General features: G+C 71.7%; 15 protein-coding genes and 1 pseudogene. 10 read left to right on the forward strand and 6 right to left on the reverse strand.

Annotation, left to right across the window (positions count from 1 at the left end; all coding sequences use genetic code 11):
• Positions 1-282: pseudogene (locus AB1460_RS26285) on the forward strand (hypothetical protein); the annotation flags it as partial.
• Between the two features lie 13 nt (positions 283-295).
• On the opposite strand, the gene AB1460_RS26290 reads toward AB1460_RS26285, so the two are convergent.
• The 5 genes from AB1460_RS26290 to AB1460_RS26310 all read right to left on the reverse strand — a co-directional run bounded on the left by AB1460_RS26290 (position 296) and on the right by AB1460_RS26310 (position 5,903).
• Entirely contained in the window at positions 296-1,333 is a 1,038-nt protein-coding gene (locus AB1460_RS26290; protein WP_368964788.1) for an ABC transporter permease, read from the reverse strand.
• A gap of 92 nt (positions 1,334-1,425) precedes the next feature.
• The gene (locus AB1460_RS26295; protein ID WP_368964789.1) at positions 1,426-2,220 is read right to left on the reverse strand and encodes an ABC transporter ATP-binding protein; all 795 of its coding nucleotides are present in this window, start codon (positions 2,218-2,220) and stop codon (positions 1,426-1,428) included.
• A gap of 3 nt (positions 2,221-2,223) precedes the next feature.
• Entirely contained in the window at positions 2,224-3,273 is a 1,050-nt protein-coding gene (locus AB1460_RS26300; RefSeq protein WP_368964790.1) for an ABC transporter ATP-binding protein, read from the reverse strand.
• A 280-nt stretch (positions 3,274-3,553) separates the two neighbouring features.
• The gene (locus AB1460_RS26305; protein ID WP_368964791.1) at positions 3,554-5,002 is read right to left on the reverse strand and encodes a multidrug effflux MFS transporter; all 1,449 of its coding nucleotides are present in this window, start codon (positions 5,000-5,002) and stop codon (positions 3,554-3,556) included.
• Positions 4,995-5,903 carry a GntR family transcriptional regulator gene (locus tag AB1460_RS26310; RefSeq protein ID WP_368964792.1) on the reverse strand — a complete coding sequence of 303 codons (909 nt, stop codon included), beginning with the start codon at positions 5,901-5,903 and terminating at the stop codon, positions 4,995-4,997. The genes AB1460_RS26305 and AB1460_RS26310 overlap by 8 nt, the downstream gene beginning before the upstream one ends.
• Positions 5,904-6,151: 248 nt before the next feature.
• Here AB1460_RS26310 and AB1460_RS26315 point away from each other — a divergent pair, with 248 nt between their 5' ends.
• Both AB1460_RS26315 and AB1460_RS26320 read left to right on the forward strand, forming a co-directional pair.
• Positions 6,152-6,604: a VOC family protein gene (locus AB1460_RS26315; RefSeq protein ID WP_420497369.1), complete on the forward strand. Its 453-nt coding sequence runs from the start codon at positions 6,152-6,154 to the stop codon at positions 6,602-6,604.
• Entirely contained in the window at positions 6,598-8,073 is a 1,476-nt protein-coding gene (locus AB1460_RS26320; RefSeq protein WP_368964794.1) for an amidase, read from the forward strand. Before AB1460_RS26315 ends, AB1460_RS26320 begins: the two co-directional genes overlap by 7 nt.
• 56 nt (positions 8,074-8,129) lie before the next feature.
• Here the strand turns inward: AB1460_RS26320 and AB1460_RS26325 are convergent, their stop codons facing one another.
• Entirely contained in the window at positions 8,130-8,789 is a 660-nt protein-coding gene (locus tag AB1460_RS26325; protein ID WP_368964795.1) for a GntR family transcriptional regulator, read from the reverse strand.
• A gap of 250 nt (positions 8,790-9,039) precedes the next feature.
• On the opposite strand from AB1460_RS26325, the gene AB1460_RS26330 reads away from it, so the two are divergent.
• From AB1460_RS26330 to AB1460_RS26360, 7 genes are all read left to right on the forward strand, one after another.
• Positions 9,040-10,149 (forward strand): LLM class flavin-dependent oxidoreductase, encoded by a 1,110-nt coding sequence (locus AB1460_RS26330; RefSeq protein WP_368964796.1) that lies wholly within the window; start codon positions 9,040-9,042, stop codon positions 10,147-10,149.
• 100 nt (positions 10,150-10,249) lie between these two features.
• Entirely contained in the window at positions 10,250-11,080 is an 831-nt protein-coding gene (locus AB1460_RS26335) for a fumarylacetoacetate hydrolase family protein (protein WP_368964797.1), read from the forward strand.
• Positions 11,081-11,383: 303 nt separating this feature from the next.
• Complete coding sequence (locus AB1460_RS26340; protein WP_368964798.1) at positions 11,384-12,493, forward strand: hypothetical protein; 1,110 nt, start codon at positions 11,384-11,386, stop codon at positions 12,491-12,493.
• A 90-nt stretch (positions 12,494-12,583) separates the two neighbouring features.
• Positions 12,584-13,045 (forward strand): VOC family protein, encoded by a 462-nt coding sequence (locus AB1460_RS26345; RefSeq protein ID WP_368964799.1) that lies wholly within the window; start codon positions 12,584-12,586, stop codon positions 13,043-13,045.
• Between the two features lie 49 nt (positions 13,046-13,094).
• The gene (locus AB1460_RS26350; protein ID WP_368964800.1) at positions 13,095-14,453 is read left to right on the forward strand and encodes a Rieske 2Fe-2S domain-containing protein; all 1,359 of its coding nucleotides are present in this window, start codon (positions 13,095-13,097) and stop codon (positions 14,451-14,453) included.
• Complete coding sequence (locus AB1460_RS26355) at positions 14,453-15,307, forward strand: SDR family NAD(P)-dependent oxidoreductase (protein WP_368964801.1); 855 nt, start codon at positions 14,453-14,455, stop codon at positions 15,305-15,307. The genes AB1460_RS26350 and AB1460_RS26355 overlap by 1 nt, the downstream gene beginning before the upstream one ends.
• 103 nt (positions 15,308-15,410) lie before the next feature.
• The gene (locus tag AB1460_RS26360) at positions 15,411-15,830 is read left to right on the forward strand and encodes a VOC family protein (protein WP_368964802.1); all 420 of its coding nucleotides are present in this window, start codon (positions 15,411-15,413) and stop codon (positions 15,828-15,830) included.
• Positions 15,831-15,903: the final 73 nt, after the last annotated feature.

Genomic DNA, 15,903 nt, shown 5'->3' on the forward strand with positions numbered 1-15,903 from the left:
GCCCGGCTGGTGCGCACCGAGGTGCTGCGGGTCCGCTCCGACGCCTACGTGGACGCGGCGCGCCTGGCCGGGCTGAGCGAACTGCGGCTCACGCTGCGCCACGTGCTGCCGAACTCCTGCCGCCCGGGGTGCCGCCGGATCCTGGTCCGGGCTGCCCAGCGCTCCCCCCGGTCCGCTCGGTGCCCGTGTTCCGGGTGGGGATGTCGGGGTCCGCGCCGGGCCCGCCGCCCGGGAGGGAGCCCTGCGGGCCGCCGGGTGCATCCGGGCGTCCGGTGGTGTTGACGAAAGTCATGAACTACCCCTCCGCCCGCACGCCCGGCCGCCGGCGCGGGTCGAGCGTCATGTTGACCAGGTCGACGATGAGGAACACCAGCAGCGACACCGCGGCGACGATCACGAGGAAGCCCTGCATCGCGGGGATGTCGCCGGACGTCACGGCGTCCGCGAGGTACCCGCCGATGCCGGCGAAGCCGAAGATCGACTCCATGATCACGGCACCGCCGAGGGTGTAGCCGAACAAGGTGCCGCAGGTGGTCACCGCGGGCGGCAGCGCGCGGCGGAACACACTGGCCAGCACCATCGCCCGCGAGGCGCCGGCCGCGATCCGGAACCGGGTGGGCGGGGAGTCCAACGCCTCTTCCAGACCGCCCATCAGCATCTTCACCAGCACCCCGGCCTGGCAGACGATCAGCACCCCGACCGGCAGCACCAGGTGCCCGAGCATGGACCAGGTCGCGTCGAACCGCAGGGTGAGCAGCGTGTCGAGGAACGGCATCCCGGTGACCTTCGGGACCTCCGGGACGTCGCCGGACAGCCGTCCCAGCGGTGCGGGCGCCCAGTGCAGGGTGGCGTAGAAGACGAACACGGCGGCGACGGCGACGGCGAACTCCGGGAGGCCGCCGGCGATCCGGGCGAAGCCGCGGACGGCGTAGGCCACCGGGCTGGTCGGGCGCTGCACCGCCAGGTAGGCCAGCCCGACCGCGACGACGATCGACAGCAGCACGCCCATCAGCGCGAGTTCGACGGTCGCCGGCAGCCGGTCCCCGAACTCCTCCGCCACGGGACGTCCGGACATGATCGAGTCACCGAGGTCGAACCGCAGCGCGCCACCGAGATAGTGCAGGAGCTGCTGGAGCAGGCTGCCGTCCAGGCCGAGCTCCTTCTCGATGGCGGCGCGGTTCTCGGCCGTGGCCTGCCCGCCGGTGAGCACCGCCACGGGGTCGCCGGGGATGCTCTGCACGAGCAGGAACGACACGGCGGCGAACACCAGGAGCTGGAACGGGAGCGCGACGATGCGGCCCAGCCACCACCGCTGTCGGCGCAGGATCTCCATGTGCCGGTGGTCCTTTCTGGACGGGATGGTCTGGGCGGGTCAGGTCGATCGGCTGACCCGGTCCGGTCCGGTCTGGTCGGCCGGTGCGGCCGTCAGGCCGCGGAGCGGGCCGGGCCGCCGCGGAAGGCGGCGAGCAGCGCGCGGGTGTAGGGGTGCCGCGGGTCGTGCAGTACCTGCCGGGTGTCTCCCCGCTCGACGACCTGGCCGTTCTGCATGACGACCAGCTCGGAGCAGACGAACGCGGTGGCGGGAAGGCCGTGGGAGACGAAGACGAGCGCCGCCCCCGACTCCAGGCAGTACCGCTTGAGCAGGTTCAGGATGGAGCCCTGCACCGACACGTCGAGCGCGGAGACCACCTCGTCGCAGACCAGCAGTTTCGGCCGGACGACGAGTGCGCGGGCGATCGCGAAACGCTGCCGCTGCCCGCCGGAGACCTCCGCCGGATGCCGGTCGGCCAGCCCGGGTGCGAGGCCCAGCAGCGCTACGGTCTCGTCGACCAGTCCGTCGGCGTCCCGGCCGCTCAGGCCGAGCAGGCGCTGCGCAGGCTGGCGGATCGAGTCCCGCAGGGTGCGCAGCGGATCGAAGGACGACGTCGTGTCCTGCGAGACGAACTGCACCTCGCGGCGCAGCTCCACCCGGCTGGCGCGCATCGACAGCAGCGACCGCAGCGGGGCGCCGTTGAAGTCCACCGACCCGGCCGTCGGCGATTCGAGGCCGACCATGATCCGCGCCAGCGTCGACTTGCCCGATCCGGACTCGCCGACCACCCCGATGCGCTGGCCCGGCTCGACCGTCAGGCTGACGTCGTCGACCGCGACATGCCGGTTGCGGGCGGGGCCGAAGTGCTTCACCACGGAGGTGACCGCGAGCTGCGCGAAGGCGTCCATGGTTCAGCGCCCCTTCTCGGCACCGGCACCGGCACCGGCGGCGGCGACGCTGGCGAGGGTGGGAAGTTCGTCCAGCTCGGCGCTGTCGAGGGTCGGCACGCAGCGGAGCAGGCCGACCGTGTACGGATGTGTCGCGGTCGTGGCCAGCTGCGCCGAGCCGCGCTTCTCCACGATCCGTCCGCCGTACATGACGAAGGTGCGGTCGGTGTACTCCTGCGCGAGCAGGATGTCGTGGCTGATCACCAGGACGGAGGCGCCCGACTCCTCGGTCAGTTCCAGCAGGATCTCCATGGCGTCGCGGGCGAGCGAGGCGTCCAGTGCCGAGGTCGGCTCGTCGGCGATGAGCAGCCGCGGCGCGCCGCACAGCGCGATCGCGATCATTGCCCGCTGCCGCATGCCACCGGACAGTTCGTAGGGGCGGGCGGAGAGCACCCGTGCGGTGTCGCGCAGACCGACCTTGTCCAGCCAGTAGCGGGACGTCTCCCGCACCGCCGCCCGGTCGGGGCGTCCCCGACGCCAGCCGGACCTCGACCTCGACCGCGCCGCTCCGGCCCCCGCCCCCGATGCCGCGGCCGCGGCCGCCGGTGTTTCTGCCTGCGAGGCCGTGGACGCCGGTGCGGTGGCTGCCGAGCCCTGGGCGCGGATGACGGCGCCGAGCTGGCTGCCGATCGTCCAGACCGGGTCGAGGGTCGTCATCGCGTCCTGGAAGACCATCGACAGTCCCGGGGTCCGCACCGGCATCCGGGTACGGGCCGTGCGCGACACCGGCGCCCCGTCGAATTCGAGCCGGCCGTGCGTGATGTGTACGGACGGCTGCGTGAGGAAACCCGCCAGGGCCAGGCCCAGTGTGGACTTTCCCGATCCGGACTCGCCGACGAGCGCGACCCGTTCACCGCGGCCGAGAGAGAAGCTCACGTCGTCGACGGCCACGACGGCGCCGCGTGGCGAGTCATAGCGGACCGTCAGTCCTTCGACGGAGAGAATCGGCGGTTCCGATTCGGTGCGGAGATCCTGTCGCCGTGCGCTCTCGCTGATCACGGTGCCAGTGGTCATCGCAGGCCACCTTCTGGTCGATCGCTGCCCGAAGCCCTGGAGTGACGGGCGTCGAACCTGAATAATTGAGAAGCTGTGTTTCTCTGGCTGGCAGGGCCGGTAACCCGTGCTTTGCGCCTGGCGAGGTCTACGGAAAGCACTGCGCGGCAGGATGATTCGGACGGTTACGCCACCTGACACCTGACGGGCCTGGCCAGTCGGGACATCACGAACCCAGGATCGCCAGGGCATGGAGCAGGGCCGGAAGAAACCGGCGTGAATATCGGGGAGGAGCCGCAATCTATTCCGGCCTGGCCGCGGCATCCGCCGCCGTGCCTGCTGCCGCTCCGGGCATCGCGCCAGGCGCCGTCGCGGGCGTCGCCGGTGGGGCGAGAGCTGTCGGTGTTGCCAGTACCGACGGCGCTGCCAGCGCGGTCGGCAGCGCGGTCGGCAGCGCGGCTGTTGTCGCCTCCGGCGCGTCCGCGGGAGTCGCCGGCGCTGGCCCGGAGGTTCGGGCCCGCAGAATGGTCCGGCCGCACAGCACGCAGGCGAGACCGAGCAGGACCGTCATGGTCGCGCCCAGTGGCAGCGCGCTGCCGTCACCGAACGCCCCGGCGACCGGGCCGACGAGGCCGCCGAGCGCGAACTGGAAGAGGCCCAGCAACCCGGACGCCGTCCCGGCGTTCCCCGGCTGCGACCGCATCGCCTCGGCGGAGGCGACCGGCATGCACATGCCGATCGCGGCGACGGTGAACCACAGCGCCGCGATGACCAGCGCCGCCAGGTGCAGCAGCGCACCGACCATGATCAGCGAGCTGCCGAGTGCCGCGACCGGCAGGCTCCGGGCCAGCGCGCCGGGCGACCCGAAGCGCGCCGCCAGCGCCGCGCCGAGCTGGCTGCCGCCCATGAACCCGACGGCGTTGAGCGCGAACAGCAGCCCGAACTGGGTCTTCGACACCCCGTACGCCTCTGTCAGCACGAAGGACGAGGACGAGACGTACGAGAACATCGCGCCATAGGCGAGCCCCACGACCAGCGCGGACGTGAGGAACGACCGGTCCGCGGCGATCATCCGGTACGTGCGGTAGGTGGCGGCGGGGTGCAGCGGCACGCGCCGTTCCGGCGGGAGGGTCTCGCGGACGGAGACGGCGCTCGCCCCGGCCAGGACGACACCGAGGCCGGCGAGTACCAGGAAGACACCGCGCCAGTCGGTGACGGCGAGCAGCGCGCCGCCGAGGTTCGGCGCCACGATGGGTGTCAGGCCGCTGATCAGCGCCATCCGGGCGAACAGCCGCACCAGCCGCTGGCCCTCGGCGCGGTCGCGGACGGCGGCCCGGGCGATCGTCATCCCGAACCCGGCGAACATTCCCTGCGCGCACCGCAGCGCGGCCAGCGCGGGAACGGACCACATCAGGGCACAGGCAGCGGATGTCACGGCGTACAGCGCCATCGCGCACAGCAGGGGCCTGCGCCGCCCGGCCGCATCCGACAACGGCCCCGCGACGACCTGCCCCACCGCGATGCCGATGACACAGGCGGTCATCGTCAGCTGGATCGAGGACTGGTGGGTCGCCAGGTCGTCCGCCATCTCCGGCAGGCCTGGCAGGTGCACGCTCATCGAGAACGGCCCGAGCCCCGTCATCGCCCCGAACAGCACCATCGCCACCAGGGGAATCGACCGGCCGTCCCCGGCGGAGCGGCCGGCCTCGGCGGAGCGGTCGCCCCGGCCGGGAGCCGGTTGTTCAGGCAACGTCGGCGCGGGGAGAGTTCGCCTCCGGCCGTGGCGCGGGGGCCACCCGCGGCGCCGGTGACCCGTCCACCCCGAAGGACAACGCGACCCGGTCGCCGCGGAAATGCGTCCAGTGCAGGTCGCGGGGACGTCCGCTGCTGTCGCGGACGACCGCCTCGCGCAGCAGGACCGGAGTGCCGGCGGCGACCCCGAGCAGCCGGGCCGTGCGCTCCTCGCAGGGGACCGCCTCGACCACGACCCGCCCGCCGCCGTAGGTGGCGTCGAACAGGCGCTCGAACAGGGCCTCGTACCGCGGTGGACGGTGGTCGATGGCGACGACCTCGGCGAAGTAGCGCTCGGGGGTCGCCGGCATCGGCACGTAGCCGGCGCGGACGCACAGTGGCTCACCGTCGAGCCGGAACACCTGCTCGGTCATCAGGACCTCGGTGTCGGCGACCTCGAGGCGTTCGCGCATCAGCCGCGTCGTGGGAACGACGCACTGCCCGAGCTCCTCGATCTCCAGCCGGCGCCAGTTCTCCTCGTCATGCAGCTCGCGGGGGAGCATCTCGCCCTCGGCCACCTGCACGATGCCGCGTCGGACGGTGGTGCCGCGTCGTGGGGCGCGGGTGAGCAGGCCCTCCTCGGCGAGCATCGCCAGCGCCCGGCGGACCGAGTTGCGGCTGATGCCGAGCGAGCTCACCAGGGTGTTCTCGGCAAGCTCCTCGGGCTGGTCGAAGTGCCCGGCGCGCAGGCCGGCGCGCAACATCTCGTAGGCCCGCCGGGACGAGACCTGCAGGTGCCGCCCGGCCGCCTGGGCCCGCCGGGCGCGGCTGAACTCCACGCGGGACCGCTCGATTTCCGCGGACCGGTCCACCGTCATCGTGCCCTCCTCGTAGCGCCCCACCGAACCCGCCTTCGTCACGCACCGCATCCGACGTGTCCCCCACCTTCGGGTGTCGATCAACCCTCGATGGACGGGAAATCCTGGGTTATGCCGTCGACTGTATACGGTAAGCCTGCCCCGGGCGTGAGGGGAAGGCGGGGCGGCTAGATGAAACATGCACGTCACACGGTCAATGTGTGGTGAACGAGGGCCTGCGGGGGCTGGTGGGCTGCACCGCAACTCGGTATACAGTAGCCGAGATGTCCGGACGAGCTGGGAGGATGAACGTGACCGTGAGCGACCACGTCGACGCACTGCCCGTAGTCCGGCCACCGATCGTGACGAAGGCCCTCGACCACATCGTGCTGAACGTCGAGGATCCGGAGCGGTCGGTGCAGTGGTGGGTGGACAACTTCGGCATGCGCACCCACCGCCTCCAGGCCTGGCGCGAGGGCCGCGCGCCGTTCCCCTCCGTCGAGGTCGCACCGGGCGTGATCATCGATCTGGACGCCCGCACCCCCCGCGGCGGCCCCGGGCACAACGTGAACCACTTCTGCGTCGTCATCGAGCCGTGCGACCTCACCGAGCTCGCGGCGTCCGGGGTGTTCGACGTCGTCGGCGGCCCGTTCCACCGGTACGGCGCCCACGGCAACAGCGACCTGCTCTACATCCGGGACCCCGACGGCAACGTCGTCGAGCTTCGGCACTACGGCCCGTCGCAGCTGGACGGGCCGTGCTGAGCCCGCCGACCCCGTCCGTCCCGTCTGTCCCGCCCGTTCCGCCGACCCCGTCCGCCCCGCCCGCTCCTGCTGGCGGCCCGGCCACTCGGCCGGCGGCGGCGCAACCGCGCCCGCCGGCCACCGAGGCTCCCTGGGCCGGGGACGCGACGGCGCTGGTGGAGAGCTACCGCCGCGGGGAGCACAGCCCCGTCGCCGAGCTGGAGGCGGTGCTGGCCGCGGTCGGCCGCTCCCGACTCGGCGCGGTCACCTACGTCGACGCCGACGCGGCCCGCCGGGCAGCGGCCGCGGCGGACCCGGGCCTGCCGCTCGGCGGCGTCCCGATCGCGGTCAAGGAGCTGGAACAGGTGGCCGGCTGGCCGCGGGCGGATGCCTCGGTGCCGCTGCGCGCACGTCGGTCCGCGCGCCACTCGACGCAGATCCGGCGGCTGATCGCCGCCGGGGCGATCCCGGTGGTGCAGACGACGTCCAGTGAGCTCGCCCGCGGTGCGCACACCGCCAGCCGGCTGCACGGCATCACCCGCAACCCGTGGCGGCTGACGGCGTCTGCCGGCGGGTCGTCGGGTGGCAGCGCCGCGGCCGTCGCCGGCGGGCTCGTGGCGCTGGCCACGGCGACGGACGGCGGCGGCTCGACCCGTCAGCCGGCCGCGCTGTGCGGCCTGCCGGGGCTGAAGGTCACCTGGCGGATCGTGCCCGGCGGGCCCGAACCGGTGCTGGAACCGTTCACGGTGGTCACGACGACGCTCAGCCGCTCGGTGCGTGACCTGGCCCGGGCGCTGGACGTGACCGTCGGCTTCGACCCGCGAGATCCGTTCAGCACCCCGATGACCGGCCGGTTCGAGGCCGGACTGGGTATGGTGCCCACCGCGGGCCTGCGGGTCGCCTGGCTGCCCGAGCTGGGCGGTGCCCAGCTGGACGCCGGCGTGGTCACCGCGGTGGAGCAGGCACTGCACGGGCTGGTCCGGTCCGCCGGGCTGCGACTGGTGCCGGTGACGCCGCCGGTGGTGCCGGGGCCGTCGGAGGCGTTCGCCGCGATCGCGGCGCTGCGGATCCGCCGATGGCTGGGGCCGTCCTGGCCGGACTGCGCGGACGAGCTCACCGACGAGATCCGTGCGGTCATGGAATCCACCGACCGTCTCGACGCCCGGGTTCTCACCGGGCTGGACACCTACCGCATCGACGTCATCGAGACGATGGCCGCGGTGTTCGACGAGGTGGACCTGGTGGCCTGCCCGACCACGGGGGAGGCGTTCGACGCCGAGACCGGCACGCCGGGGCCGGGACCGCTCGCACTGGCGAACGTGTCGGGCTGCCCGGCGATCTCCATCCCCGCCGGCACGGGGCCGGCCGGCCTGCCCGTCGGGCTGCACCTGTTCGCGGCCCACCACCGCGACGACCTGCTGCTCGAGCTGGCGGCCACGGCCGAGCGCGAGCACCCGTGGCCCCTCGTCGCACCCGGCTCACCATGCTGACCCGTGCTCAGCGGGCCGGTGTTCGGCGGGCCCGCGTCTCGCGTCAGCGCCGGCGGCTAGGCCGGCGGCTGCTCGGTCTGGTAGCGGTGGGCGGCACCGTTGATGTGCGCGCGCATCTCGGCCTCCGCCCAGTCCGCGTCGTGGGCGCGGATCGCCTCCAGGATGCGGCGGTGCTCCTCCCAGGCGCGGCCGGAGCGGCGGGTGACCCCGGTCGCGAACAGCAGCTGCAGACGATTCTGCAGGTCGCGCAGCACCTCGACGAGTCGCAGGTTGCCGCTGGCCCGGGCGAGCAGGTCGTGGAACCGGGCGTTGAGCTCGGAGAGCCGCTCGTAGGCGCCCGCCTCGGTGACGCTCTCGCCCTCCCGCAGCACGGCCTCCAGCTCGGCGTCGATCTCGGGTGCGATGCCGCGGGACGCCGCCCGGCGCACGGCGGTGACCTCGAGAGCGGCGCGGACCTCGGTGAGGTCGTTGGCCTCCTCCTGGCTGATCACCGTGACCATGACGCCCTTGCGCGGGGTGACCTCGACCAGACCCTCGGACTCCAGCAGGCGGATCGCCTCGCGGACCGGGTTGCGGGAGACGCCGAGCTCCTCGGCCACCCGGTCCTCGATCACGCGGCTGCCCTGGGTGAGTTCGCCGCGCAGAATGCGGCCGCGCAACTCGTCGGCGACAAGTTGCCGCAGCGGGCGGTAGGCGGCGCCGATCGTCGTCTTCATCTCTCCCACCCACGCTGGACAACTGGCTCGACAGTCAGATTGTGCACAGTATACAGAAATTGTTTCGACTGGCCAGACCCGGTTGAACCATGCCCCTGGCCGCCCAAACCGCCCTGACATCCACGTGCAATCCCGGGTGTTCTGTCCTGTGTTGCCAGCCGTGTCGCGTGACGCGCCGGCGGGAGCCAGGTCACCCCTATTCATCGTCGATCGGTACGTGTACAAACGATATGGTTAGGCGGAGGTGCCGGTGCTTGCCGGAGTGAACTTCTTCCCCACGGTCTCGCCAGCGGAGAAGTCCGCCGCGCAGTTCTTTGACGAGGCTCTCGACCTGTCGATCCTGGCGGATCGACTCGGGTACTCGTCAGTCAAGATCGTCGAACACTACTTCTACCCGTACGGCGGGTACAGCCCCGACCCGGTCACGTTCCTCGCCGCGGTCGCCGCCAGAACCGAGAACATCCGGCTGGTGACGGGTGCCAACATCCCCGCCTTCAACCACCCGATCAAACTCGCCGGCCAGCTCGCGATGCTCGACAACCTGTCCCACGGCCGCCTCGACGTCGGTTTCGCGCGGGCCTTCCTGCCCGGCGAGTTCGAGGCGTTCGAGGTCGACATGGACACCAGCCGGGCCCGGCACCAGGAAGGCATCGCCGCCGTCCTGCGGCTGTGGACCGAGACCGATGTGGTCTGGAACGGGACCTTTCACCGCTTCGGCCCGGTGAGCATGCTGCCCCTGACCTATCAGCGGCCGCACCCGCCGGTGTTCATCGCGGCGACCTCCACCCCGGAGAGCTTCTCCTGGGCTGGCAGCCAGGGTTTCAACCTCATGTTCATCCCGTTCACGTCCACGAACGAGAAGGTCGCCGGGCTTCTCGACCTGTACCGGCAGGCCCGCCTCGACGCCGGATACCCGGCCGGCAGCGAGCGGATCCAGATGGGCATTCACTGCTTCGTCGACACCGACGGCGACCGGGCTCGGCGCAACGCCGCCGTCTACTACGCCGACTATGTCGACAAGATGGCCGCCACCTGGGAGGCCTACATGGAGCGCAGCCCGGCCCAGTACGCCGGCTACGCCGACATGATCACCGGCATGCGCAAGAAGTCGCTCGCCGAGCTCGAGGACAAGGCCCAGGTCTACGTCGGGACCCCGGCGGACGTCCGTGAGCAGGTCGCGGCGACCTTCGAGGTGTTCGGGGACGTCGAACCCTCCATGCAGATCAACTTCGCGGCGACGCCGCTGGACGACGCCCGCCGCACCCTCGAACTGTTCGCCGCCGAGGTCATGCCCGCCTTCCCCGGCCACACGCCGGCCCCGGCCCCGGCCGCGCAGATCCCGGTCTCCGCGACCAGCTGAGCGGCACGAAGCCCCGTAGGGCAGCAGAACCCGAGGGTCCGAGGGCCCGAGGACCAGAACACCGAACGACCAGCGCGAAGAAGAGACCAGAGGAGACAACGTGCGCCTGTCCACTGTCCGCCGTCCCGGCGGCCAGACCGCAGCCGGTCGCGTCGAGGGCGACGAGATCGTGCTGCTGCCGTACGCGAGCGTGGGCACTCTGATCGCCTCGGGGCCGGACTGGAAGGAAGCCGCCGCCGCGCCCGGCGGTGAGACCGTCGCGCTCGACGACGCCGACCTGGCGCCGCTGGTGCCCCAGCCGCCCAAGATCGTGTGCATGGGCCTCAACTACGCGACCCACCTCCGGGAGATGGGCCGCACACCACCGACCCACCCGACACTGTTCGCCAAGTACGCCAGCTCGCTGATCGGCCCGACCGACGACATCGTCGTCCCCCCGGTCACCGACGCGGTCGACTGGGAGGGTGAGCTGGCCTTCGTGATCGGCACGACGGTGCGCTTCGCGGACGAGCCGGCGGCGCGCGCGGCGATCGCCGGCTACACCGTGATGAACGACATCACGATGCGCGACTGGCAGTTCCGCACCCTGCAGTTCCTGCAGGGGAAGACCTTCGAGGGCTCCACCCCGCTCGGCCCGGCCCTGGTCACCCCGGACGAACTCGGCGACGCCGGTGATCTCGCGCTGCGTACCCTGGTGAACGGCGAGGTGATGCAGAAGTCACGCACCTCGGACCTGCTGTTCCCGGCCGCCGAGATCGTGCGTTACGTCAGCCAGTTCATGACCCTGGTGCCCGGTGACGTGCTCACCACCGGAACACCCGGCGGTGTGGGCCACGGCCGCGACCCCAAGGTGTACCTGACCGACGGTGATGTCGTCACCGTCGAGATCGAAGGCGTGGGAACGACCCGGAACACCATCCGCTCCGCCTGATCCGCACGCGGCGAGGAAAGTCGGCCAGCCCGGGATCACAGCCCGGCCGCCAATAGCAGTACGGCACATTCCTGGAATCCCGGTGCCCCGCGGCGGATCGTCTCAGTGACCGCCCGAGCCGTATTCCGTCAACGTCGACGGCCTGTTCCCACAGAATCTCCGGGATCATTTCAGCACACGATTTCATGCCGCCGAGACCGATGGGACAAGTTCGCGAAACATCGTGGACGGACCATCAAGCCGCCGGTCGGGTTCCCGGCCGGCGGCGCCGGTGATATCCGCCAGACCGGTGAGAGGTGCATCGTGCTCGTTCCCAACCAGGCCGCCGACGGCGGCACCATGACGACTCTGTTCCGCCGCGCGCTCGAGGGCTGCGACGTCCGGCCCGGTGAGACGGTGGCCGTGCTCGGCAACGCGCAGTCGCCGGAGCTGTACCTGGAGACGACCCGCGCGGCGGCCGCCTCCCTGGGCGCCCGCGTGTTCACCGTGATGCTGCCCTCCATCACCCGGGCGGCCGGCACCGTCCCCGGCGTGGGGGAGGTGTACGGACTGACCGGGCTGTCCGGGCTGCGCCCGGTCGTCGAGGCCCTGCGGGCCGCCGACATGGTGATCGACCTGTCCGTCCTGCTGCACTCGGCCGAGCAGGAGGAGATCCTCGCCGCCGGCACCCGCATCCTGATGATCACCGAACCGCCGGAGATCCTCGAGCGGATGTTCCCGACGGACGACCTGCGCCGCCGCGTCCAGGCCAGCGTGGCGATGCTCACCGCGGCCCGCGAGATCCGCATCAGCTCGGACGCCGGCACCGACATCACCATGGGCCTCGGCCAGTTCGGCGCCGGCGGTGGCTGGGGCCTCACCAGCGGCCCCGGCACGCACGGCCACCTGGGCTCGGGCCTCGCCGCGATCTACCCGAACGAGGGCAGCGCGAACGGGCGGTGGGTGATCGACGCCGGCGACATCATCTTCCCGTTCAAGACCTACGTGACGGCACCGATCACCGTGGACGTCGTCGACGGGTTCATCCGCTCGATCGAGGGACCCGGCGCGGACGCCGAGCTCTACCGCGACTACCTGGAGAGCTGGGGCGACCCCGAGGGCTTCGCCATGTCACACATCGGCTGGGGCCTGAACGAGAAGGCGCGCTGGAACGCGCTCGCCCTCCTCGACCGCTCCGCCACCCAGGGGATGGACGGCCGCTGCTTCGCCGGGAACGTGCTGTTCTCCACCGGCCCCAACAACGAGGCCGGCGGCAGCCGGTTCACCCTCGCCCACTCCGACGTCCCCGTCCGCCGCTGCAGCGTCTGGCTGGACGGCCGCCAGATCCTCGACCGCGGCCGGTTCGTCGTCGACGAGCTGCGGGTGGACGACGGCGCGGCCCGCCTTTCCGCCCCGCTGGTCGGCGCGTCCTGAACCACACCGGCGTGTCCTGAGCGACGTCGCCGCGTCCTGAACCACAGCGCCGGTCACCGTCCTGGCCGGTCACCGCATCGAGGAGCACCCGTGACCACCGAAGCCATCGAGAGCCCCGCCCCGGCGGCCCCGCCCGCCGCGCCGGCGCCGCTGCTCGGCCCGCTGTCCTGGAACCTCGTCTACGTCGACGACCTGGCCGCGATGCGCGCCTTCTACGAGGGTGTTCTCGGCCTGCCGGTGAAGAACGCCTCGCCGTACTTCGCCGCCTACCACACCGGCGGCTGCACCCTGGAACTGATGGCCCGCCGGGACAACGGCCCAGCCAGCGGCAGTGCGTCGCGGGGCTGGGAGCGCAACCGCGTCCTCATGTCGTTCAAGGTCGAGAACATGACGGCGGTCATCGCCGAGCTGACCCGCCGCGGGGCCACCCTGCTGCACGGTCCGTCGCCGACGGTCGCCGCCGACGGCCTGCCACCGGAGGGCCAGGTCGCCCAGTTCATCGATCCCGAGGGCAACATCTTCGAGCTCTGTGACGAGCCGCTGTTCTTCTGAACCCAGCGCTTGAACCCAGCGCTTCTGAACCCATACGAGGGGTGATGACGTGAGCATCAGCGTTCCCGAGCAGGCCCCGGCCGACGAGTCGGTTCCGGTGCGCCGCGCCACACCGACCGCCGCCGGGGCCGCCATGGCCAACCAGCTCGCCGAGCAGACCCGCGACCAGGTCGACCGGGCCGAGGCCCCGCCGCGCCGGGCCCGGCCCTGGCAGCGCTACCTGGAGGCGGACCTGGGCCTGCGCGAGTACTGGTACCCGGCGGCCCTGGCCAGCGAGCTCCCCGAGGGCGGCACCCACAAGGTGACCATGCTCGGCGAGGAGATCCTGCTGGTCCGCAAGAACGGGAAGCTCTACGCGGTGGAGGACCGCTGCGCCCACCGCGGCACCCGGTTCTCCGAGCGGCCGCTGGTCCTGTCGGAGGACACGATCACGTGCTGGTACCACACGTGGACCTTCGACATGGAGAACGGCGACCTGCGCTGCATCCTGAACGAGCCGGACAGCGCGCTGGCCGGCAGGACCGGTGTGCGGGCCTATTCGATCGTCGAGGCCAAGGGCCTCGTCTTCGTGTACATCGGTGACCGCGAGCCGCCGCCGCTCGAAGCGGACGTCCCGGCGAGCTTCCTGGCCGCCGACACCGTGATGCACTACGGCGAACCGACCGTCATCCGGGCGAACTGGCGGCTCGCGCTGGAGAACTCGTTCGACCCGGGGCACCACTTCATCCACAACTGGTCGCCCTACGTCATCGAGTCGGGATTCCCGATGACCTTCGGCTACGTGGCGAAGAAGGGCGAGGAGGCCGGAGAGGTCACCTACGTCGTCGACGCCCCCGGGCCGAAGGGGTTCTCCCGCTGCACGGCGACCACCGAACTCATCTTCTCCGCTGTCATCCCGGGCAGGAACGGCCGTCCGGACACCACCTACACCGCGCCCGCCGCGGTCGGGAAGGACCGCGAGGAGCTGATCGCCTCGTTCCTGGCCATGCCGCCGATCGAGGTCGGGATCTGGCTGCCGTCGTGCAACGAGACGGTGAACTTCCCCTCCGACATGATCACCTTCGACTGGCTGGTCCCCATCGACGAGAACCACACCCGCTCCTTCATGATCGGCGCGAAATCGTGTGCCACCGAGGAGGAGGCGCAGGCCTGGCAGGGCGAGACCGGGCACGCCGAGTGGTACGTGCCCACCGTCGAGAAATTCCTCATCGACGACAACAAGGCCCGGGAAAGCATGCAGACCTTCTACGAGAAGGAGAACGGCTGGGACCGGGAGCGGCTCTACCGGCCCGACCTGGAGATCACCATGTTCCGGAAGTTCTTCAGCGAGCACGCCCGCGACATCCAGACCCCCGACAAACTCGTCAGCCCGCGTAGTCGGCGCAACCCGACCCGGGGCCGGTCCTGATGACCGCCGTCGAATCCGCTCCGCCCGCCGTGGGGACGGGTGCCGCCGCGGTGCCGCTGCCCGGCGCGTTGCTGGCCGGCAAGGTGGCGCTGGTCGTCGGCGGTACCCAGGGCATCGGCATCGGGATCGCCCGCGCGTTCCTCGCCGCCGGCGCGCGGGTCGTCGTCGCCGGCCGCGACAAGGCCCGCATGGACGCGGTCGTCGAGGATCTCGCCAGCACCGCCGGCCCGGCAGCCCCCGGCCTGGCCGCCCCCGGAGCGGAGCGGGTCACCGGCATCCAGGTGGACGTCCTGGACGTCGCCGCGAACACCGCCGTGGTCGAGGCGACCGTGGCCCACTTCGGGGCGCTGGACATTCTCGTCACCGTCGCCGGGGTGTTCCGCCCCGCCGAGCTGGTGGAGGTGACCGAGGAGGACTTCGACGCCCAGATCGACCTCAACCTCAAGGGCACCTTCTTCAGCGCCCAGGCCGCCGCGCGGTACTTCCTCGCCGACAGCCGCCCCGGGAAGATCATCACGGTGAGCTCGACCGCGGGGCGGCGGGCCTTCCCCGGCTCGTCGGTCTACGGGGCGAGCAAGGCGGCCGTCGAACATCTGACGAAGGTGTTCGCCGGTGAGCTGGCGCCGCACGGCATCAACGTCAACTGCCTCGTGCCCGGCAGCATCCAGACCCCGACGAACTGGCTGCTGAACCGGCCGGGTGCGGCCGAGGAGTCGGCGGCGGCGACACCGGCCCGCCGCAACGGGCTGCTCGTCGACATGGGCGCCGCCGCGGTCTACCTCGCGTCGGGCGCGTCCGACTTCGTCCACGGCGCGGCCCTGGTCGTCGACGGCGGTGTCGCGGCAGTCGGCTGAGGCCGCCCGACGTCGCCTGGCCGCACCCGCGGCGTCCGCGGCGTCCGCGGCGCCCGTCCGCCCCCGCCCCCGTCCCCGAACTTCTCGAAGGAGGCCACACGGCATGCCACTCGGAGCGATCAGCTGGAACCTCGTGTGGACCCACGACATCGGCCCGATGACCGCCTGGTACCGCGACGGCCTGGGCCTGAAGGTCCTGTCGACCACCGAGCAGTCGGCGGTGTTCGACACCGGGCCCTGCATCCTGGTGCTCATCGGCCGGCACGACAACGGCCCGTCCGCGAACCCGCCGCTCAGGGGCTGGGAGCGCAACCAGGTCCTGTTCACCTTCAAGGTCGACGACATGGACGCGGAGCTCGCGGAGCTGGCCGAGCGTGGTGTCGAGCCGATCCACATCGCGCCGGTCGTCATCGACGGGGTGGACACGCCGCGCTGGCGGGTCGCCCAGCTCATGGACCCCGAGGGCAACATCGTCGAGCTGTGCGACGAGCCCGTCCGCTGGCATCCGCACATCCATGCCTGACGGACACCAGGCGCCGGCAGGCAGTCCCGGAGACGGGAACGTGGCCGGGTCCGGGTCCGGGTCCGTGGCCGTG

This window comes from Parafrankia sp. FMc2, from assembly GCF_041008525.1.
In the GTDB taxonomy this organism is placed as follows: Bacteria; Actinomycetota; Actinomycetes; order Frankiales; family Frankiaceae; genus Parafrankia.